This window comes from Candidatus Saccharimonadales bacterium (assembly GCA_036388415.1).
Taxonomy (GTDB): domain Bacteria; phylum Patescibacteriota; class Saccharimonadia; order Saccharimonadales; family UBA4665; genus UBA4665.
On the sequence record DASVRW010000001.1, the window covers coordinates 19,481 to 41,738 of the forward strand.

At 51.0% G+C, this 22,258-nt stretch carries 13 protein-coding genes; all 13 read left to right on the top strand.

The features are described 5' to 3' along the window. The first annotated feature begins 212 nt into the window (after nucleotides 1-212). The 13 genes from ftsZ (at nucleotide 213) to VF575_00170 (ending at nucleotide 21,774) form a co-directional block, all read left to right on the top strand. Complete coding sequence (gene ftsZ, locus VF575_00110; protein ID HEX8181985.1) at nucleotides 213-1,598, top strand: cell division protein FtsZ; 1,386 nt, start codon at nucleotides 213-215, stop codon at nucleotides 1,596-1,598. 304 nt (nucleotides 1,599-1,902) lie between these two features. After that, the gene (gene nrdR, locus VF575_00115; protein HEX8181986.1) at nucleotides 1,903-2,409 is read left to right on the top strand and encodes a transcriptional regulator NrdR; all 507 of its coding nucleotides are present in this window, start codon (nucleotides 1,903-1,905) and stop codon (nucleotides 2,407-2,409) included. Between the two features lie 189 nt (nucleotides 2,410-2,598). Continuing rightward, complete coding sequence (locus VF575_00120; GenBank protein ID HEX8181987.1) at nucleotides 2,599-5,526, top strand: vitamin B12-dependent ribonucleotide reductase; 2,928 nt, start codon at nucleotides 2,599-2,601, stop codon at nucleotides 5,524-5,526. Nucleotides 5,527-5,747: 221 nt separating this feature from the next. Further along, entirely contained in the window at nucleotides 5,748-6,269 is a 522-nt protein-coding gene (locus VF575_00125; GenBank protein ID HEX8181988.1) for a hypothetical protein, read from the top strand. Between the two features lie 134 nt (nucleotides 6,270-6,403). Continuing rightward, on the top strand, nucleotides 6,404-7,423 hold the full coding sequence (locus tag VF575_00130) for a hypothetical protein (protein ID HEX8181989.1): 1,020 nt from the start codon (nucleotides 6,404-6,406) through the stop codon (nucleotides 7,421-7,423). Between the two features lie 5 nt (nucleotides 7,424-7,428). Further along, nucleotides 7,429-8,466 carry a hypothetical protein gene (locus VF575_00135; protein ID HEX8181990.1) on the top strand — a complete coding sequence of 346 codons (1,038 nt, stop codon included), beginning with the start codon at nucleotides 7,429-7,431 and terminating at the stop codon, nucleotides 8,464-8,466. Between the two features lie 62 nt (nucleotides 8,467-8,528). Continuing rightward, nucleotides 8,529-8,798: a hypothetical protein gene (locus VF575_00140; GenBank protein ID HEX8181991.1), complete on the top strand. Its 270-nt coding sequence runs from the start codon at nucleotides 8,529-8,531 to the stop codon at nucleotides 8,796-8,798. A gap of 137 nt (nucleotides 8,799-8,935) precedes the next feature. Next, nucleotides 8,936-9,886 (top strand): right-handed parallel beta-helix repeat-containing protein, encoded by a 951-nt coding sequence (locus VF575_00145; GenBank protein HEX8181992.1) that lies wholly within the window; start codon nucleotides 8,936-8,938, stop codon nucleotides 9,884-9,886. 362 nt (nucleotides 9,887-10,248) lie between these two features. Then, on the top strand, nucleotides 10,249-13,293 hold the full coding sequence (gene ileS / locus VF575_00150) for an isoleucine--tRNA ligase (GenBank protein ID HEX8181993.1): 3,045 nt from the start codon (nucleotides 10,249-10,251) through the stop codon (nucleotides 13,291-13,293). A 249-nt stretch (nucleotides 13,294-13,542) separates the two neighbouring features. After that, nucleotides 13,543-15,744: an ATP-binding protein gene (locus tag VF575_00155; protein ID HEX8181994.1), complete on the top strand. Its 2,202-nt coding sequence runs from the start codon at nucleotides 13,543-13,545 to the stop codon at nucleotides 15,742-15,744. A gap of 112 nt (nucleotides 15,745-15,856) precedes the next feature. Then, complete coding sequence (gene rplU, locus VF575_00160) at nucleotides 15,857-16,171, top strand: 50S ribosomal protein L21 (GenBank protein HEX8181995.1); 315 nt, start codon at nucleotides 15,857-15,859, stop codon at nucleotides 16,169-16,171. 387 nt (nucleotides 16,172-16,558) lie between these two features. Further along, the gene (locus VF575_00165; protein HEX8181996.1) at nucleotides 16,559-20,104 is read left to right on the top strand and encodes a hypothetical protein; all 3,546 of its coding nucleotides are present in this window, start codon (nucleotides 16,559-16,561) and stop codon (nucleotides 20,102-20,104) included. Between the two features lie 152 nt (nucleotides 20,105-20,256). Next, the gene (locus VF575_00170; protein ID HEX8181997.1) at nucleotides 20,257-21,774 is read left to right on the top strand and encodes a glycoside hydrolase family 71 protein; all 1,518 of its coding nucleotides are present in this window, start codon (nucleotides 20,257-20,259) and stop codon (nucleotides 21,772-21,774) included. The last annotated feature ends 484 nt before the right edge of the window (nucleotides 21,775-22,258 follow it).

The following is a 22,258-nucleotide window of genomic DNA, read 5'->3' on the forward strand; positions in this document are numbered from 1 at the left end:
ACTCGAATTAACAGAGTTAACATGTGAATACATTATGTGTTCAAAATCCCATATTTCCATGACGATGATTATGTAGGACGGGGGTCGGTGTGCGGCACACCTGATGATAGGCATTCAAACTATAAACACGTCATTAGCCCGTATAAATTATTGAACCGTTAGCGTGCATGCCGTATACTGACGGTATACACAACTAAACAGGTACTCTCCCCATGCCACAAGCAGTCGATCCAGCCATTGAAACATTCGCCCGTATCAAAGTGATCGGCGTGGGCGGCGCTGGCGGCGCAGCAATCAACCGGATGGTTGAAGCTGGCATTGAAAGCGTTGAATTCATTGTTATCAATACCGATGCCCAAGCGCTGCACCATTCGAAGGCTGCCGTCAAAATACACATTGGCAAGGATACGACGCGTGGACTGGGTGCTGGCGCCAATCCTGGCGTTGGCGAAGAAGCAGCCAAAGAATCACATGATGAAATCAAAAAAGCTATTGAAGGTGCTGATATGGTGTTTATTACACTTGGCGCCGGCGGTGGCACTGGCAGTGGTGCTGGCCATGTGGTTGCTCAGATTGCCCGCGATATGGACATTTTGGTCGTCGGCTTCGCGACCAAGCCGTTTGCCTTTGAAGGTGAAAAGCGCCGCCGCAATGCTGATATTGCCATCGAAAATCTGCGCAAATCAGTCGATACATTGATTACGATCCCAAATGACCGTCTGCTACAGACGATCGACCGCCAAACGCCGCTTCTCGACGCCTTTAAGGTGGCCGATGATGTGCTGCGCCAGGGCGTGCAGGGAATCTCTGATCTTATTACCGTCAACGGGCTGATCAATCTTGACTTCGCTGATGTCAAAGCCGTCATGAGTAATGCCGGTTCGGCACTGATGGGTATTGGCCGCGCCAGTGGTGAGAACCGTGCCGTCCAAGCGGCGCAGCAGGCGATCGATTCGCCGCTGCTTGAGGTCTCGATTGACGGCGCCCGCGGCATTCTCTTTAACATAATCGGCGGCAATGATCTCGGCATGCACGAAATTAACACTGCTGCCGAAACAATCACGGCTGCCGCTGATCCGGAAGCCAATATCATCTTCGGTGCGACCATTAACCCGGATCTAGAAGGCGAGATGATTATTACCGTTGTCGCCACTGGGTTTGATGCTGCTTATTATACTAAGCGCAGCGCTGCCAGCGAGCTCGGACTCGGGCCATCGGTGGCAGCCCGGCCAGTTGCCCCGGCCATAGCTGACGGATTACATAATTCAGCTCCGCTGCGTAGTGATGACAGTGTCATGTCTAGCCTCGATATGGATCTCGACGACCCAGCACCCCAGGATGATAGCTTTACCAGTGACACACCGATGCCGAATATTTGGGCAATTGATGACGACAGTCAGAATATACCTCAGCATGACAGCCATCATGATGCGCCGACGCAGCAACCAGCTTCGACGTCGTTATTCGGACCTGACAATACTGAAGATGAACTCGAGCGTCCTTCATTCCTGCGCCGCTTGCGCGGACGCCGCAAAAGCGAGACTGACAAGAACGACAATCAATCGACGATTTCTCCGTCTGATCCTGATATAAAATAAGTGCCCATCGTAGGCATAAGCGTAATAATTAATACAGCAGATTTTTGGCCTTCTGGTCTTGAAATACGCTAGCTGTAGGGTTATGCTTATAAAGCTAACACCACATGTAGTAAAAAATGCATGCAGGCTCGCACATTGGAAATTGAGATGTTAATGGGTACTTGAGGCTAAGCTGGCTCGGGATGTTTGGACTACGGCACATCGGAAGCGCCAGATGTGCCACCATGTGGCGCACATCTGGTGACCCGTACGTGCCAAAAGCCAAACGTGCCGACGGCAGCGCAGTAAAAAAAGGGGTATGAATATGAAATGCACCCAATGTCAGCTTCACGATACGAAGGTAATTGAGTCGCGCGACGTTTCAGACGGCGAAGCCATTCGCCGCCGGCGATTGTGTCCGGATTGCAATTATAGGTTTACGACCTACGAGCGCTTGGAGCGGCCGCAGCTGATCGTCATCAAAAATGACGGCACACGGCAGCTATTCAGCCGGGACAAGCTGCTGGCCGGACTGTACAGAGCTTGTGAGAAGACAACCGTGACCAGCATGCAAGTCGAGCGGATCGTTAGCGATATTGAGCAAGCATTGTATGCCTGTGGCGATAACGAAGTCGGATCAGGCAAGGTCGGCAACCTAGTGATGGAACGGCTGTCGCTCGTCAACGAAGTCGCTTATGTCCGGTTTGCCAGCGTCTACCGCCGGTTCAAGGACATATCGAGCTTCGAGCAGGAATTATCGCTGCTGAAAGGCAGGGATAAGGCGCATGATACGCCGGATCGTGAACAGAAATTGGATACCATCAAAGACTAAGTTCTTTGATGGCTCTCCCGGGTCTTTTATAGATATAAAAGATGTAGGAGAGCTATCGTCAAAGCCAAAGCCGCACAGAGTGCACGCTGCGTCAGTGACGAAACTCTAACAAAAACAACAAAATTATTGAGGGGTTCGACCGAGTGTGAGAGCTCGCCGGATTATAACAAGAGGGGAACAGGTATAAGTATGGGACAAGCAGCAAGCAGAACCGAAGCAGAGCGGATATACGGAAGGCTCTTTACGAAGCCACAGACCAAGGCATATGACAGCCTGACATGGAACAAACTTGATTCAGTTATTATGAATCCGATGACGCAGCAGCCCGTGTTTGAGCAGCTCGGTGTCGAATTTCCAGAAGGTTGGAGCCAGAATGCTATCAACATCGTTGCTCAAAAGTACTTTACTGGTACACCCGGCACTGACGAGCGTGAATCATCACTCAAAGATCTTATCAACCGTGTCGCCGATACTGTTGTGCGCCAGGGTTTGCAGGAAGGTTACTTCGTCAGCGAAACAGAAGCCGAAGATTACCGTGAAGAACTGAAGTACGTGCTGGCAACCCAGCGAGCGGCATTCAACAGCCCGGTATGGTTCAATATCGGCGCCGCGGAGCGGGCACAACAGGCCAGCGCCTGTTTCATCCTGGGCGTGCAGGACACTATGGATTCCATCCTCAACTGGTACACCGAAGAAGGTATGATCTTCAAGGGCGGCTCCGGCTCCGGCATTAACCTTAGCAATATCCGCTCCAGCGTCGAGCCGCTCAGCAAATCCGGTGGTACAGCCAGCGGCCCGCTCAGCTTCATGCGCGGTGCCGACAGCTCTGCTGGCGCCATTAAGAGTGGTGGTAAAACCCGCCGGGCAGCTAAAATGGTGATCCTGAATGTTGACCACCCGGATATCCTTGATTTCATCCGCTGTAAGATGATTGAAGAGCGCAAAGCCCGCGCCCTCGAGGCAGCTGGCTTCGATATGACGCTCGATGGCAAAGACATTTTCTCTGTTCAGTATCAGAACGCCAACAACTCGGTACGCGTCACTGACGACTTCATGAAAGCCGTCGAAGCTGATGCCGACTGGGACCTGAAGGCGGTTCAGACTGGTAAGACCGTTAAGACCATTAAGGCCCGAGACATCATGCGCGCCTTTAGTGAAGCTGCCTGGGAATGCGCCGATCCTGGTATGCAATTCGATACCGTCATTAATGAGTGGCACACCACGCCGAAGGCTGGCCGTATCAACGGATCAAACCCTTGCAGCGAATATATGCACCTCGATAACTCGGCCTGTAACCTGGCGAGCCTGAATTTGCTCAAATTCTTGAAGGACGACGGCTCATTCGACATCAAATCATTCATCCACACCGTTGAACTGATGTTTACGGCCCAGGAAATTCTGGTCGGCTACAGTGATTATCCGACCGCAAGTATCACCAAAAACGCCCGCGCCTACCGCGAGCTCGGTATTGGCTACGCCAACTTGGGCGCGCTGTTGATGGCCCAGGGACTGGCCTATGACTCCGACGAAGGCCGGGCGCAGGCAGCGGCTATTACGGCACTCCTGACTGGCCAAGCCTATGCGACAAGTGCCCGGATGGCACAAAAGGTCGGACCATTTGCCGGCTTCCATAAGGACCGCGAAGGTATGCTGCGTGTTCTGCGCAAGCACCGCGAGGCTGTATCGAACATCAACGCTGGTCTCGTACAGGAAGAACTGCTCAGCGCTGCAGCCAGTGCCTGGGATGATGCTGTCGAGCTCGGTGAGCTCTACGGCGTGCGCAACTCGCAGGCTTCAGTCCTGGCGCCAACAGGTACGATCGGTCTGATGATGGACTGCGATACCACCGGCATCGAGCCTGATCTCGGCCTGGTAAAATTCAAGAAGCTTGTCGGCGGCGGCACGATGAACATCGTCAACCAGACAGTGCCGCGGGCCTTGACGGCACTTGGTTACCGGCCGGCAGAAGTTGACGCTATCGTGCAGTATGTCGATACGGAAAAGACGATTGTCGGTGCACCACACCTGTTGCCTGAACACCTCAATGTCTTTGCTTGTTCAATGGGTGACAACAGCATTCACTATCTCGGTCACGTCAAGATGATGGCGGCTGTCCAGCCCTTCATATCAGGGGCGATCAGCAAGACGGTCAACATGCCAGAGGACGCCAGCGTCGAAGATATCGAGCAGCTACACCTCGATTCATGGAAAATGGGCCTTAAGGCGGTTGCTATCTACCGCGACAACTGTAAGGTCGCCCAGCCGCTCAGCATGATGAAAAAGGGCGGTGACGCCAATAACAATACTGCTGCACCTGAAGCCAGTGCGACCGCATCTGACGACGCTGCTACAGCTGGCGACAAGATCATTGTCCGTGGCGCTGTCCGCCGTAAGCTGCCACGCGTCCGTAACGGCAAGACGTATAAGTTCCAGATCTCCGACCTGGAAGGCTATTTTACCGTCGGTGAATACGAAGACGGCACGCCGGGTGAACTGTTTATCTCGGTCTCCAAGCAGGGCAGTACACTATCCGGTCTGATGGATTCATTCGCGATCAGCGTCAGCCATGGCTTGCAGTACGGGGTACCACTAAAATCGTACGTCAAGACGCTGCGTGGCACTTCGTTTGCACCGTCAGGCATTACTGACGACGATGATATCCGCACCGCCAGCTCGATTACTGACTACATCGTCCGCCGCTTGGCACTCGACTACCTTAGTTTCGATGATCGCTTGGAACTCGGCCTAGCCAGCTTCGACGACATGCCGTCGGATGAGCAGGTGAGTTTGCTCGACGAACCGGCTGATCAGGTTACTATCGACCCCTCCAAGGGTGATACGGCTGATCGCAATGCCGGCCCTAATCCGCTGACCAACGCCGAAAGTGGTGCAGCGGCCAAGCCAGCGCAGGTCGCCTTGGCCGCCAAGCTACCGGCTGCTGCCTCCCGGATTCAGTCCCCAGCCGTCAACACGGCACCTGGCCTGTCATCGGCAGACGCCAAGCTGAACAGCGGTGACAGTACTGCTCCGCTGTGCTACAACTGCGGTAATCAGACACAACGCGCCGGCAGCTGTTACGTCTGCTCAAGCTGTGGTTCAACAACCGGCTGTTCATAGCGCTGGTAACCCCACAGGACTGTATGTGTAAAATAAGAGGCCCGAGAGGGGCCTCTTATTTAATTAGTTGAGCATATGCGTCTGTCTCACGAGCGGTGTCTACTATAGATCTACTGTCAGTATATGGTGTTGAAAACGCTTAAGCTTGACCATATATGATATAAAATATATACTTGGAACTTATGCAAACAAGGAGGGTTCCTATTTTACATACTCATCAAATGGCTTTGAAGCTTGCGCTTAAGGCCATAGCTCGTCTCGGTAGAATCGATATGGCGTCGGCTAAACGCATCAAGCGTCAAAACCCGCTGCTCGAGACAGAGATCCATATCGAAGAGGAACTGCTCAACCTGCAGGAGTCACTTGACACCTATCATACGGCTGGCGATACTCTCCGCAGCTACCCGACAATGCAGTCGCATTTCCTGCGTGAAAAGGAAAGTATCTTGCAACACTGCGTCGGCTTGGTGGCCCGCATGCTAGGAGGCCGTAAGCTGCCGTATAGCTATACGGCAAAAGACGCTGATCGTGCAGTCCGCCGGCTAATCCAGTTACTGGTTGAGGACGCGCGGCGCAGCGGCCGGCGAATTGACAATGACATCATGGAAATATTCGTTCCATTCATGACGGTGCGTCAGCGCGTCAAAATGCGCCAATGGGGCATGGATCTGGTCGTCCAAGCATCGCAGCTGCCAAAGGTATACGATTTCGGTAATATGATGCTCCGCCGCGTCCGTCAATAGACGGGCTGCTGATTATTGCTTGCATTGAAAACTTGGATCAAGTAGCATGTAAGCATAAGTATAGTTAATAAGGTGTATTCCTGATGGTACGTGCGGTACGAACTCTAACGGGCAAGAGTAAAAGGGTAATTGTAATGACGGTGATAGCGCTGGCTGTAGGCGTAGGTGGAAGCATTGCCTCCTTGCAGTCGCATGCGGAAACGCCATTTGCAACTGCGGAACCAGAAAATGGTACGCTGAGCGCTCCGGCAGTGGCCGTAAATGACGCGGCTGCTTCCAACGGCAAAGCAGTGCAGTTTGCGGTAGGCAGTGCTCCAGGTGCATGTAATGGCGCCCTCAATACGCCGGGCGGCCCCGACAGTGCCGGCGTCTGTTGGCCGGCAGCCTATAACACTGGCTATCCGCGCGGACTGCCAGGCGATACGCGTACGCCAGTGACTCTGACGCCGTACACTGGGCTCTGTGATATCCGAACTGACAATCTAGTCATCGATTCTAAACTGTTAAACTGCGGCGGCATGTTGGTATATGCCCGTAATGTGACGATTAAGAACAGCAAAATTGTCGGGCATATCTTTACAAACTCTGCCACTGCCAGCCTGACGCTGATCGATACCGAAGTCGATGGCGGCTCTGGCCATGCGCGGTCGATTGGGGTTAATAACGTTACCTTGCTGCGGGTGAATGTCTACGGCAACCAGCATACATTACAGTGTAGTGAAAATTGCACCGCGACAGATTCCTACATGCACGACCAATATCCTGGTGGCCGTGACTTAGGATGGCATCAGAACAGTTTCCTGACAAACGGTGGCTCAAATCTCAATATGATCCACAACACTATGGGTTGCACTGGTGGCTGTACTGCAGTTATTGGGCTTATACCTGACTACAATATATCTGGGTTTACTGCTGACCATAATCTGATCGTTGCCTCGCCAGACAGTAGCTATTGTCTATACGGCGGCGGTAACTCTGGCAATAAACCAGGCGTTGCCAGTTCTATTGTATTTCGCAACAACGTTGTCCAGCGCGGTGCCAATGGCAAATGTGGCGCCTACGGACCAGTAACCTACTTCAACCCAAACTCACCTGGCAACCAGTGGGTTAACAATACCTGGTCAGATGGCAGTGTCCTGCCGTCAGCTAATTAGACATTATGAAGCGGCTACGTGCGAGACGACAAGTAATTACGGTAGCTGCAATTCTGCTTGTCAGTGCCGCGGGTACGATGTTCTATGTGCAGTCACGGGCTGCGACGCCACTGGTATCTGCTGAGCCGGAAGCTGGTACTATTAGTGCTCCAGCCGCCCGAATAAGCGATAATGCCGCGTCAGCTGGAGCGGCAGTCAAGTTTACGCCTGCCGTCGTATCGACGGCCAAGCCCTCAGCTGCCAACACTGGTGTACCGGCAGGTACGAGCCTGACGGTCGTCAGCGGTGATCAGGTATACAGCACGGCAAATCAGGTGATATCCAATGTGGATATACGCGGCTATGTGCAGATTACCGGCAAAAATGTTACTATTCGGAACTCAATTATCCGTGGCGGCATTAAGCCCTGCATTATGGGCAATGCCCAAAATTCGGCAGCTTTGTGGGTACGTGAAGACCTGGCGGCAACGGCTACGATTGAGAATGTGGAGATCAGCCCCAGCAACGCGACTGCCTGTATGGACGGTATTTGGGCGTCCAATAGCACGCTGACCCGCGTCAACGTCCACGGATCTGTTGATGGCATCAAAGCGCACAACAATCTTCGGATAGAGGACAGTTATATACACGATCTCGCGTATTTTGCGTCTGATCCGAACCAGGGCGGCCGAGCGACGCATAATGACGGCGTCCAATCGTACCAGTGTAATTCCAACATTACCATTAACCATAATACGATCGACCTCAGTACTTCAAGCGGCGGTAACGCAGCTTACCAGATAACGCAGGACTATAGCAAAGCCTGCAGCAACATCGTCATCAGCAACAATTGGCTGGACGGCGGCAATTGCACGATTAACATCGCTCACAAGGTTCTCGCCAGTCTGACGGGTGTGTCGGTGACGGGCAACCGCTTCGGCCGTCATCAAGGATTTACGAACTGTACGGTGCTGCTGTCTACCAGATCAACGCTAACTGCGTATAGTGGAAATGTCTGGGACGATACCGGCTTACCGATTCCGAGTCCGTCGGTGCACGATTAGGCGGCGCTGCCTGCCACGATATTAGTCGCATGTGCCGCATAATACGTGCTACAATTTACAGCATGAAAGTGGTTATCCTATATCGACCAAAATCCGAACATTCGACGGCCGTCGAATCGTTCGTGCATGACTATCAGATCCGTCATGGATCGGCCCGGCTAGAACTCGTTAATGTCGATGAGCGGGAGGGAATTGCGCTCGCCCGGCTGTACGACATTGTCAGCTACCCAGCAATCCTGGCGATGGCAGCGGACGGTACGCTGCTGCACATGTGGGCCGATCAGCAGCTACCGCTGATGGATGAAGTTGCTTCGTATATGGTCGAACGCTAAGCAGCGTTACTGTAAAAGCCATATCGGCTACCATCCTTTTATTATGCTTACGATTTATTTAAACAGGTTATATAGACAGTGTTATAATAACTGACATGAAACTGGTTATCCTTTGAAGCAAGTATGAAAAACTGAATATGAATGTGAAGCAAAAAAACAGGCTTACAGCTTTTGTCGCGGTGGCATTAGTGGGAGTTGGCGGCGCGGCGCTGCTGAATGCGTCGCAGGCCGCGACGCCGTTTGTAGCGGCTGAGCCTGAGACTGCTGCCATTGCAGTACCCGCAGCATCCATGGCTGATACGACAGCATCTGGTGGCAGGGCGGTCAGATTCAACCAGGCAACCGGTACGTTCCAGAGTAACTGTATCATTAAGCCGTCGGCTTGCGGTTACCCGGACGAAACCAATACCGGCGTACCATCTGGCACGACATTAACTAATAGCGGTTCGATAACAGTTACGGTAGCTGGTACGGTTATCTCAAACATGAACATTAACGGCCAGATAATCATCAAAGCCAATAATGTGACCATCCGCAATACTCGAATAACATCGGGTGCTTACTATCCAGTTGATTACCGGGATCCATACACTGGCCTAGTCGTCGAGGATACCGAAATCATCGGGACGAGCGTGAATGTGACAGCCGCTCTTAGCTTTCGCGGCTATACCGCTCGCCGTGTTAATGTCCATGGCTCAGCCGATGGTCTAAAAGTTGACGCTAATGTCACGATCGAAGATTCTTATATCCATGATTTAGCAACCAATTCCACGACGCACAACGACGGGTTTCAGACGACTGGCGGCAGCAATGTCACCCTACGGCATAATACCTGCAAGCTCAGTACGATGCCGACTGCCAATGCCTGTATCCAAGTTGGTACGGAATGGGCTAGTAATTCCAATTGGCTGGTCGCGAACAACTTGTTCGACGGCGGCGGTTGGACTATCAATGCTAGAGCTGGGAATACGGATATGACGGTTACTAATAACCGGTTTACGCGCAACGCCAGCTACGGTACCGGCGGCATACCAGGCAGTACCTGGACAGGTAATTATTTTGACGATAATGGAGCTGCCGCAAACTAAATCATGCCGTTCTATATGCGAACTGCAGTTTGAGCGGTATAATAATAGGTAATACGTTTCCTGGGCCAGATCTGGCGCCTGGATGGAGTGGCTATCAACCACAAGACTCTGCCACGCGGAGTGCGTAGCTGGAAGAAATCTTGATGCCTACATGCAGATAGAAATTAGATCTGGCCGGGACAGCCCGTAATAGCAATAACAAAGCGCCACTGAAGAGTCATCTCTTCTGGAAGTCAGATGGTACCGCCCTCAAGCCGCATTGGCATCGGGGTTCTGGCATTCGGAAGAGGTGACTTTTTATTTACAAATCTACGCAAAATAGCACTATATCGCTGGTTTACGCCAGCAGCAAGGAGTAATGCATGAAATTTCAAAAAAACAGCCGCCGCCGGGCGAATGAGTACGAAAAGGATCTGATCCAGTATTGGAAAGACAACAAAACATTCGAAAAATCAGTTGAGCAGCGCCCGGCTGATAATGCCTATGTCTTTTATGACGGGCCACCGTTTATTACCGGTGTCCCGCACCACGGAACGCTGTTGTCGAGCATCGCCAAGGATGTCGTGCCGCGATACTGGACAATGAAAGGCAAGCGCGTCGAACGGGTATGGGGTTGGGATTGCCACGGCCTGCCAGCAGAAGTGTTTACTGAGAAGAAACTAGGCATAGCTGACCGCCGCGACATCGGAACCAAAGTTAGCCTTGAAGATTACATCAATACCTGCCGTGAGAACATGGTACAGACAGGCAGCTTGTGGGAAGACACCATCGAACGTATCGGCCGCTGGGTCGACTTCAAGGGTGCGTACAAAACCATGGATAAAGACTACATGGAATCAGTCTGGTGGGCCTTCAAACAGCTCTATGACAAAGGCAAAATCTACGAAGGCGAGAAAGTGCTGTTGTATTGCACCCGCGATGCCACGCCGATATCAAAGGCGGAAGTTGCCATGGACAATAGCTACCAGGATGTGACTGATCCGTCGGTGTTTGTGAAATTCAAGCTGACAGGCGGGTTAGGCACGGAAACTAAAGGTGAAGCAGCAGAGCAGGTAGTTCAGCAATCCGATGCGGACACGTTTCTGCTCGCTTGGACAACGACGCCGTGGACATTGCCCGCCAACACTGCTGTTGCAGTCAATGCTCATGTGCAATATGCCGAGATTGAGGTCGACGGACAGAACCTAATCCTAGCCGAAAGCTTACTTGCCAAAGTGCTGACCGACGAAAAACATCAGCCAGTTCCATACACGCTCAAGCGGACATTGAAAGGTGAAGAGCTGGTCGGTATGTCATACGAGCCGTTATTCGAAGACCGTAATACACCGGATAATATGCAAGCGCACAAAGTCTGGCATGCCGATTATGTTTCGACGGAGGACGGTACTGGTATCGTCCACTTGGCGCCAGCCTACGGTGAAGAGGATTATGTTTTGTCCCAAGAAAAGGGCTTTCCGTTTGTCATAAATATTGATGACAACGGCTTCTTTAAAGATGGCGAATGGGTAGGTCAAAATGTCTGGGAAGCCAACAAGCCAATCGCCAAAACGCTGAAGGAACGCGGTGTTGTATACAAAATTGAGTACATCAAACACAGTTATCCGCACTGTCACCGCTGCGGCACCAAACTGATGTACCGCGCTCACCCCAGCTGGTTTATGGACATCGTCGGCGAAAAAGATAAGATGCTGGAAGAAAACGAAAATATCAATTGGTTTCCGGAGCATCTCAAGCACGGCCGATTCCAAAAGACCGTTGAAACAGCACCGGATTGGAACCTCAGCCGTGACCGCTTTTGGGCGACGGCTATGCCGGTGTGGAAGGGTACAGATGCAGACGGCAGGGAACTGGTAAAAGTAGTCGGCAGCTATGCTGAGCTAAAGGAACTGAGCGGTGAAGAATTGGCTGATTATCACCGGCCGTGGATTGATGATATCGAGTTCGACTACGACGGGGTACACTACACACGGATCGACAAAGTACTTGATTGCTGGTTCGAAAGCGGCAGCATGCCGTTCGCGCAGTTCCACTATCCGTTTGAAAATGTAGAAAAATTTGAGAACAATTTCCCCGGTGATTTCATCGTGGAGTACGTCGGTCAGGTCCGGGCCTGGTTCTATTATGTGCACGCGGTAAATACTGCGTTGTTCGGACATAATGCCTACAAGAATGTCATCACGACCGGTACACTGGCTGGCAATGACGGCCGCAAGATGAGCAAATCGTTCGGAAATTACACAGATCCGAACGAGTTGATGGACCAGTACAGTGCTGACAGCCTACGCTTCCTACTGATGAGCAGCCCGCTCATGAACGCCGAAGATTTTGCGCTGGTCGACAAAGACGTTGCTGATGTGGCCCGCAAGCTCAGTATGGTCTGGAATATGTACGATTTCTTTACGCTGTATGCTGAGGTTGACGGTTGGGAATCGCCGGATGCGGCTCACGGTTTGTATGACGATCCCCTCGACGCGCTCAGTAATCCGCTCGACAGGTGGATTGTATCGCGCGTCCATCAATTGACGGCAGAAGTCTCAGACAATATGGAGCGTTACGATGTGCCGAATGCTGCCAAGCCGATATTGCCGTTTCTGGATGACGCCAGCAACTGGTATGTCCGCCGCAGCCGTCGCCGGTTCTGGAAGTCATCTGTAGATGGAGCGGACGGCACGGACAGCGACAAGCAGGATGCGTACCGCACACTGCACTACGTCCTGGTGCGACTCGCGCATGTTTTAGCGCCGTTCACGCCGTTCCTGGCGGAAGAACTGTTCCACAAGCTGACAGGTGAGGAATCGGTGCATCTGCGTGACTGGCCGGAGACGGGGAAGATTGATACGGCTGTACTGTTTCAAATGAAGCGGGTACGGGAAGTGATTAATGAAGGTCTCTCGCAACGTGCCACCGCAAAAATTAAAGTTCGTCAGCCACTTAGTCAGGTTAGTATCGTTGATGATACGAAATGGACGACTGACGAGCTGACGGCCATCATTGCCGAGGAGCTTAATGTCAAAAATGTTGAGGTGCGACTACGTCCGAGCGCCGACGATGTAGAATCAAAATCCTTTGTCGAGCTTTGGGAAGAACGCAACGATGGACCGCCCAAAGTCGAAGTCGATATGACACTAACTCCTGATCTCAAGCGCGAAGGTCAAGTCCGTGAAGTCATCCGCCAGGTGCAGAATGCCCGCAAGCAAGCTGGACTGAATGTCGACGATCGCATCCGTCTGGAACTCGTCACGCATGACGATGAGCTAAAGCAGGCAATCGCCGAGCATGTGGCCACGATTCAGTCGGAGACGCTGGCAACCGAGCTGCAGACGGATGGTAGCGATATGGCAGACGGCTTTACGACTGCAGTCAGCATAGACGGCGCTGGGCTCGCTATCGCGATTATTGGACTCTAGCTTTAGTTTTATGGCGAGCACGCCGGTATGCTTTGCGCTGACATGCTCGCTTGACATAACCTTTTAGGCTATAGTGATGACATGCCCTCCGATACTCATGCCATGCTCCGACGCGTACGGCATTTGATATTTGGAATACTCATAATTTTGGCGCTTACAATACCCCTGATTATTCAGGGTGGTAGGGCCGATGTGCGAATTTTTGATATCGGTTTTAATCCGTATGCGTTGCTTTCATTCAGCGGATGTATGCTTAACGTTGCATTTCTCATATATATCCGTACCCTCAAACTCCAGGGAGACGAAGCGACATGGCTAACGTTTTGTATCGGTGCAGTTAGTGTTTTCGGGTTCGCCGAGACAATGCAGCGGCTTTCATTGACGATTGACGGTGCAATGTTTTGGGCAACGATGGGCGGTGTAGCCACAGAAGTAATACCGGTAGCCACATTCTTATTCGCGCTTGCATATACCCGGCCGACGTCTTGGTATTCGAGCAAAGTCGCATACATACTGCTGGCAACGATGCTCATGATCTTCTATCAGGCTAGTAGTACTGACCTGATATTTTTCACGGATCCTGGCCATGTCATGCAGTACTCATGGGGCTTTAATAATGAAATTGGTGATGCGTATATAGCGCAAGCCATATGGCAATTAGTGTTTTTTGGGGCCGCTTTTTGGCTGTTGCTGCATCTATATCGCACGACTACGAATACTGTTATCAAAAAACAGTCCATGCTATTTTTGGTTGCCATCGGTGTACCTGTTATCGGCGGTATGATTACCGATCTAGTATTGCCGGCTCTGTATATCACGACATTGCCGCCGCTGGCTACCTTCTTTAGTGTTGTTACTGCCGCTGGCCTTGTCTATGGAATTGCACGTTACCGGGTCTTGCGGGTTAGTCCGTCGCTGCTTGCACACAATATTCTGTCAGCCATGCATGAGGCCGTCATTGCGACCAACGATCAATCAGAAATTGAGTACATGAACGCCGAAGCTGAGAAAATTTTTGGCCGTCAGACGACACGCCCGATAATATTTCGTTTATTCGACCAGTTCGACAATGATGGGTTTGACGCAAATATTATAAAGTTGCAGCAAGGCGAAACCTATACTTTGGATAACCTGACGGTTACGGACCAGGAGTCTAAAAAGGTATACATGCAGGCTCAAGTGTCCAAACTGCACAGCGATAGTCTGATCGAAGGCTATTTGTTTGTTTTGTCTGATGTCACAGAACTGAAGCAGTCGTATAAAGCACTCGAGGCTGCCGACACAAAACTTATTCACGAAAAACAAAATGTTGAACGCAAGGTACATGAGCGTACTCAGGAGCTGACTGAACAACGGGCGCGGCTTGAGGCTTCCATCAACAGTCTGAACGCCGGGTATCTGATGACCGATCGCACGAATAATATATTAATTATGAATGGAGCTGCGCAGCATATGCTGTTCGGTCGAACTGACGCAGCGACTAAGTATACGCTCGAAGACATTGCAAAAATCTTTGGTACGGACTTTCAGTTTGTACGATCAGTTGAAGCCTGTCTGGAAAACGACAGGCCTATCGTCACGGACGCTGTTCTGCAAAACGGTAAAATGCTAAAAGTATTTTTGGCGCCGATTAGCGATACGACAGTTGAGACAGATCAAAAACTCGGAGTCGTAGTGCTTATCGAAGATATCACCGAGGCCAAGGTGCTTGAACGCAGCCGGGAAGAATTCTTCTCGATTGCATCGCACGAACTCCGTACGCCGCTCACGGCTATTCGCGGCAATGCCTCCATGATCAAGCAGTTTTATGCTGCGCAGCTGCAGGACACGGAACTGCATCAAATGGTTGATGATATTGAGATATCAAGCGTCCGTCTCATTGAAATTGTCAATGATTTCCTGGATGCTTCGCGCTTAGAGCAGGGGAAAATACAATTTCACTCTGAGGCTTTCCGGATTGAGGAAATTCTTGAGAATGTCGTATATGAAATGAGCGCGCTTGCGAGTCAGAAACACACGCATATACAGATCGATAAGACGCTTCACGCAACATCGCTTGTGTATGCTGACAAGAACCGTGTAAAACAAGTGATATACAACCTTGTTGGCAATGCTATGAAATTTACCGATAAGGGAGCGATTACCATTACGGTAGAACCGGCAGCCGCTTCGCTGAAAGTCAAAATAACTGATACAGGACCCGGTATATCAAAAGAAAACCAAAACTTGCTTTTCCGTAAGTTCCAGCAAGCTGGCAATAGTCTCCTGACGCGTGAGACAAGCCGTGGTACGGGACTCGGGCTCTATATATCAAAGCTCCTGATTGACGGTATGGGCGGCAAAATGGCCTTAGAGCGATCGGAAGTCGGCAGAGGATCCACGTTCTCGTTTACGGTACCGCTTGCGACGCAGGCTCAGATCGATGCACCTTTAGCCACGAAACAGCTGTAGTCTTGCTGTGCTGATCCGGTAGGCCGGCCGAGTCGAGCATTGCCGACTTTACAGAGGCCGATATATCTGGTACCATCTATTGGTAGGTAAATTCTAATAAGTAAGAGAAAAAATGAGCAAAGCAATCTCCGCAGTTATTGCAACTGGTAGTCACCAATACATTGTAAGCGTCGGCGACACACTGAATGTTGAATTAATCGAAAGCGACGATAAGTCTGTTTCCTTCGAACCGCTACTGGTCATCGACGGTAACAAAGTCAGCGTCGGCGCACCTGCCGTGTCTGGCGTTAAGGTCGTTGCTGATGTCCTTGAAGAAGTTCGGGCTGACAAGGTCACTAGCATCCGCTACAAGGCTAAAAAACGCGTTCACAAAGTTCGCGGTCACCGTCAACGTCTGACTCCGATCAAAATTACCAAAATAGCGTAACTGTACGTCTTCTGTTTTTAAAATGCATCGCCGCACGGCGATGCATTTTTCATAAAGCTGCCGCGCCAGCCCGTATCCGCTGTGACCACCTGTGGAAAAACATCGCAGCATATATTAGGTAATAATTACTTATAATAAATACAACATAAATAATACAACCAAATTTCATATATTTGAAAATATTAGGAATTAGCATCTGTAGATATACCATTTGGTTGTTTTTACAACTATTCAATGTATACCTTTGACTATATCACGTATGGATTATGATATTTGCCCAATAAACATTAGGGTTGTATCTGTTATCAGCATGCTTCAAAATAGTACATAAGCTTATTAGTCGCTTTACATAGCGACTTCAGCTAAAACCAAAAACATTATAAACAAATGTTCAAACAAACACCTCAAAAACGAGAACTGTTCCAACGTGTCCTGACGCCTGTCGTACTGGGTGTATTGAGCGTGGCCAGCATCTTGTATGCTGGCTTCGCTCTATTCCCTCAAACTGCCGCGGCTATTACGAGTAATACGATTAATTTTCAGGCTCGCCTGGAAGGTCCCGGGGGCAGTATTGCACCTGACGGTATGTATAATATCGAGTTTAATATCTACGCTACCAGTAGTGGCGGCGTATCGCTGTGGAATGAAGTTTATTATGACAGTAATGGATTAGCCGCAGGGAATGATAACAGAGTACAAGTGGTCAACGGCTACGTCAGTGTTTCACTCGGCTCCCAGACGGCTTTCCCAAGTACGATCAACTGGAACCAGAATCTCTACCTGACTATGAATGTGGGCGGGACAACACAGTCGTCCACACCGTCCTACGACGGTGAAATGAATCCTCGGCTCGCGCTTACCGCTGTGCCGTATGCCTTCCAGGCAGGGCAGTTGGCGCAGTTTAACAACGCGACTAACTTCACGAGCAACTTGACATTGGCTGCACCAACTGGTGGTAACCAGACCTTCGTCGTGCAGGACCAGGGGGCGGCGGGGGTGTATACGTTGTGTGTGCAGGGAGGCAGTAGCTGTGGATCTGGATCTGGCACAGACGCGAGTTATATACAAAATCAGAATGTTTCGCCGCAAACGGCAAACTTCAATATTTCCGGCAGCGGTACACTTGGTGGTTTGTTGACCGCCAATGCCGGACTGACAGTCGCAAGCGGTCCGGCCTTCATCAATTCGTCTAGTACGATCAATACTGCAATTACCATTGCTAACTTGGTAGCGGGGGGCGCTATAGGAACGGCGGCAGCGACAGTAGACGTTGCAACGACCATCGCCATTACGCAGACGACAGCAGGGCAAACGCTGACGATTCCGGCTCCGACTATCACGACCGCCGGACGGCTTTTGTACATAAGTAACACTGGTACTGTGAGCTTTACGGTCGGCGGGGTGAACACAATTCTTGTGCCAAACTCGACGACGACACTGGTATGGAACGGCACGCAGTGGACGTCGGCCGGTGTTGACAGCAGCGGCGCAAACTACATACAAAACACGACTACTCAGCAAACTGCCAATTTCAACATAATGAGCAACAGCGCATCCAGTGTGGCGGCGATTATTTCTGGAGCTACCAGTCAATCGGCCGACATACTGCGGATTATTGGCGGTGGACAGTTCAGGACGACCATAACGAGTGCGGGGCAGTTTCAAATCGCACCCAATGCTGGAGGTGGCACAGGGACAGTCGCTATGGCGGTAACCGCTAATGGTACACAACCAGCATTGACCGTATCGAATGTCGGCAGTGGCCTCAAGGCAACATCCAGCGGCAATAACACGAACTCTGCTGTTGAAGGAGTTGGTACGGCCGGCGCTACAGCAGTCCTGGGCGGCAGCACTACCGGGATTGGTGTCCGTGGCACGTCTACCAGTGGTTTGGCGCTGAGCGCAAGCAGTAATAGTAGTAACTCGGCGTTTTTCCAAAGCGGCACGGCGACTAATACGGCCGCTACCACCGTATCGCGGGCCAACGGCGCGCAAACCGGTGATTTGCTGCAGTTACAAGCCAATAACGGCGAAGTCCTGACTAGATATGATGCCAACGGAAATTACACGGGTAATGGTACGACTATTACCTTGAGCGCATTAGCGCCGGTAACTGGATTGAGTGCTACGCCAGCCGGCACCAGCTTCTATTACAAGGTCAGCGCCCTTAATGCGCAGGGTGAATCTGGCGTAACGACAGAAGTCTCGTCCGGTGCTGGTGCCACTGTCAGCTGGACGGCTGCTGCCGGGGCTACCAGCTACCGGGTATATCGCGGTACGACACCAGGCGGACAGAATGTCTACATTACGGTGCCAGGCAACGCTACCAGTTTGGGTAACGCCGATACGACTGCTACGAGCGGTTCGGGCAGTGCTCCCGGCAATGCCGCCAGTGGGTATACACTGTTTAGGTCGGTCAGTGCAGCTCAAACGGTAACGATGTCGGGCAATAACACGACCATAGCGAGTACCAGCACAGTCGGAAATTTCAGCACTGCATTAACGGTGACGTCTGCCGGCGGCGGCTATGCAGTATATGGATATAATACGGGCGGTATGGGTTTTGGCCAGAGCGGCGGCCAGGCTGGCGTATTTGGCGAATCTATTAACGGTGGCCGCGGTGTAGTGGGGCAGGCTGTCGGCACTGGCTCTATCGGCGTACTCGGGCACGCTGCCGGAAATTCCGGCATGTTCGTCACCCGGACATCCGGCAACGCTAATACGACGCTGGTGAGCCGGGCAGGACCACAACAGACAGGCAACCTGCTGGATCTCCAGGCTGCGAACGGTGAAGTTTTCAGCAAATTCAGTGCCAGCGGCGCCCTGACATCGTACGGCACGACAACAAATTTACTCGGACTGAACACGCCAGTTATAACGTTGTCGAGCGGTACTGCCGGAACCGCGTTTTATTACGTAGTGACAGCGACAAATGCTGCCGGTGAGACGGTCGCATCGAATACCATTGGCGCTACGACCAATACGGTCACGATTAGCTGGACACAAATACCAGGGGCGACTGGATACAAGATTTATCGAAATACGACGAGTTCGTTCGCCACTGGAACATTGCTGGCTGCTACCATCACAAATGGCACAACTACTAGCTATACTGGCACAGCCGGTGCTACGGGCGCGGGCGTTCCTCCGGCCACAACGACTGGCACGAAGCTGGCCGTGCAGGGGTGGTCGGGTCAATCTGGAAATGTATTCGAACTTATAAATTCTGCAGGTACCGTGGTAAGCAGTTTTAATACTGCAGGCGGCTTAACGGCGAGTAGTATTACCTTACAAAACAGCACCAACGCAAATACAGTCACCCTAGCTTCGAGTGCTACAAGTGCCAGCTATACGCTGACATTACCAATGGCTATCGGCAGTGCAGGCCAGTGTTTGTCCATTGTGTCGGTCGTATCGGGCAATGCGCAGCTTGGATATTCGAATTGTTCAGGCGGCGGCGGAGCAATACGTCGAACGACACTTGTACCACACTATACAGGTGCAATAACCAGGGCTGATGGCAGTGATAACAGCGGCACTATGTCAACGAATTATGACGCTGCGAACGTGCACTCATATTACAATTGGACGAGTACCGCGGGTACGCTCAATGACAATGAGGTAGTTGTCCGCAGCGCCATTCCGAGCGATTATATGAGCAATTTTGGTTCGTTTAAGATATGGACTTATGGTACGTCAAACTTGCCGGCAGACAACGATATAATCATCACTATCAAAGACGCTGCGGGGACGACATGCACAAATGCCGTATCGCTATTACCAGGCACTGCCAATACCTGGACGCAACAAACGGTCACCCTGAGCGGCTGTACCTACGCTGTCAATGATCTCATCACAGCTGTAATCCGTATGGCTTCCAGATCAAATAGCAACGTGCGAATAGGTGAAATAACGTATGAGTATACGAATTAGTCTGTTGATGTGCTGTATAACCCAGGGGGCAGGAGAGAGGTCTTGCATTGACCGTCTGACCACATTTGGTTATGCTTATGGTAGTTATGGTACTACCGAGGAGAAAGTGGAGTAGATTTGTTGTAGTTGCTGCTGTAATTACGTTATTTGCAGTGCTTGGAGCACAAATACTGACATGGTCGTCATCTGCCGCAACTAGTTCTGTCAGTGTTGAGGCCGAAGCGGGCGTAAAGACTGGGGTGGTATCTGATATCGCCGACAGTTCGGCAAGTAGTGGGAGCGGGGTAGTGTTCGGTAGAACAGTTCCATCAGGCGAGCAGTATTTGCCGATGTTACTACCATCCCAGGATGTACTGAAATCCAGCCCCAAAAAAGTATTTGCTCATTATTTTACGCAGTTTCCTATATCTATAGATAATAAACCGGCGGAGAGCGACTACTATGCGGTGAACTATTTAAATCCCAACGGCGAAAGCGGAAAACATAGCTCGTATGGAGGGTTTCTGCGTGAAAGGCCGTTGCCACGGCCGGTTATTGCTGCTGCTGATTGGCGGCTAGAGGATATGAAAACTGAGGTCAGGCGGGCAACAGGGGCCGGCCTCGACGGATTTACTCTCGACATGTTGTCACTCAGCGGAGCGCATTGGGATAAGATGCAATTGCTCCTGCAGGCGGCGACTGCCGTGGATCCAAAATTCAAAATACTACTTATGCCAGATGGCACGACCTCTGTAACTGCAGACGTTAATGCACTGGCTAACTCCGTTGCCGGCATGGCACAGAATTCCTCGGCGTACCGGCTGGCAGATGGGCGTCTTGTTATTTCGCCGTTTGCACCCGAACGCCAGGGAGCTGCCTGGTGGCAGAACTGGTTGGCTATAATGAAAAGCAAAGGAATCGATGTCGCTTTTGTGCCATGTTTTGTTGATTATCGAAACAATGTTGAGTCCTTTGCGCCATTTAGTTATGGATTATCGAACTGGGGAAGTCGCAGCCCCGCGGCGAATGCTAACATTGCCACCAATATAACGGATGCCCATAATCGAGGAAAATTATGGATGCAATCAGCCTCGACCCAGGACGAACGACCAAGGTCCGGTGTGTACGACGAGGCTCAAAATTCTGAAAATTACCGCTTAACATGGGACGGAGCAATCCGGGGGGATGCCGAATGGGTGCAAATACCCACCTGGAATGATTACACAGAAAGTGCGGAAATTGCTCCCTCAACGCATATCGGCTGGAGTCTGTTAGACCTGACGAGCTATTACGTCACCAAATATAAACTGGGTGTTGAACCGACTATAAGGAAAGATGTTGTCTATGTGTCCCACAGGGTGCACCCAGCCGCCGCTACGCCGACTGGGGGCCAGACGAGGCTTATGTTGCTGCGAGCCGGCAGCAGCCAGCCGAGAGACATGGTAGAAGCGTTAACTTTTCTAACTGCTCCAGCCAAGGTGAGTGTTAAGATCGGCGCTACGGCATATACGTATGATGCGCCTGCAGGTGTATATGCTAAGACGTATCCATTGGCAGCGGGTACTGTTTCAGTGAGTACTACCCGGATTACTACCGGTCAGGTAACGGCTACTGCAACATCGACATTTCCTGTTACTAACTCTCCGGTAGTCCAAGATCTCCAATATTATTTTACGAGTAGTGCCCGCTAGCCAGTGTCTGTTGACCCTTCGGCTGCTGTGGCCTGATAATGCCTGTGTATAAGTCTATGGAAATAACAAGAAATTAAGTTATTAATGTGATATATACAACAATTATATTACTACGATAGTTTATAAGTCATCTATTTTATGGTGATAAGTGTGGTATTAACAACACTATATGCTTATTTTATGACATTTTGCCGATTGCTTGGAGGAAAGGATATTTTATGCAATTGTCATTGATTGAGTACCATAAGCGGTTCATACTGTATACAAGCCATAGACGCTAAAGTTTATGGCGCTAGTTGAAGCTTTCTCGCAATTGCTTCAGCTAAAACCAAAAAACATACTCAAACAAATGTTCCAACAAACACCTCAAAAACGAGTACTGTTCCCACGTATCCTGACGCCTGTCGTACTGGGTGTATTGAGCGTGGCCAGCATCTTGTATGCTGGCTTCGCTCTATTCCCTCAAACAGCTACGGCTGCTGCC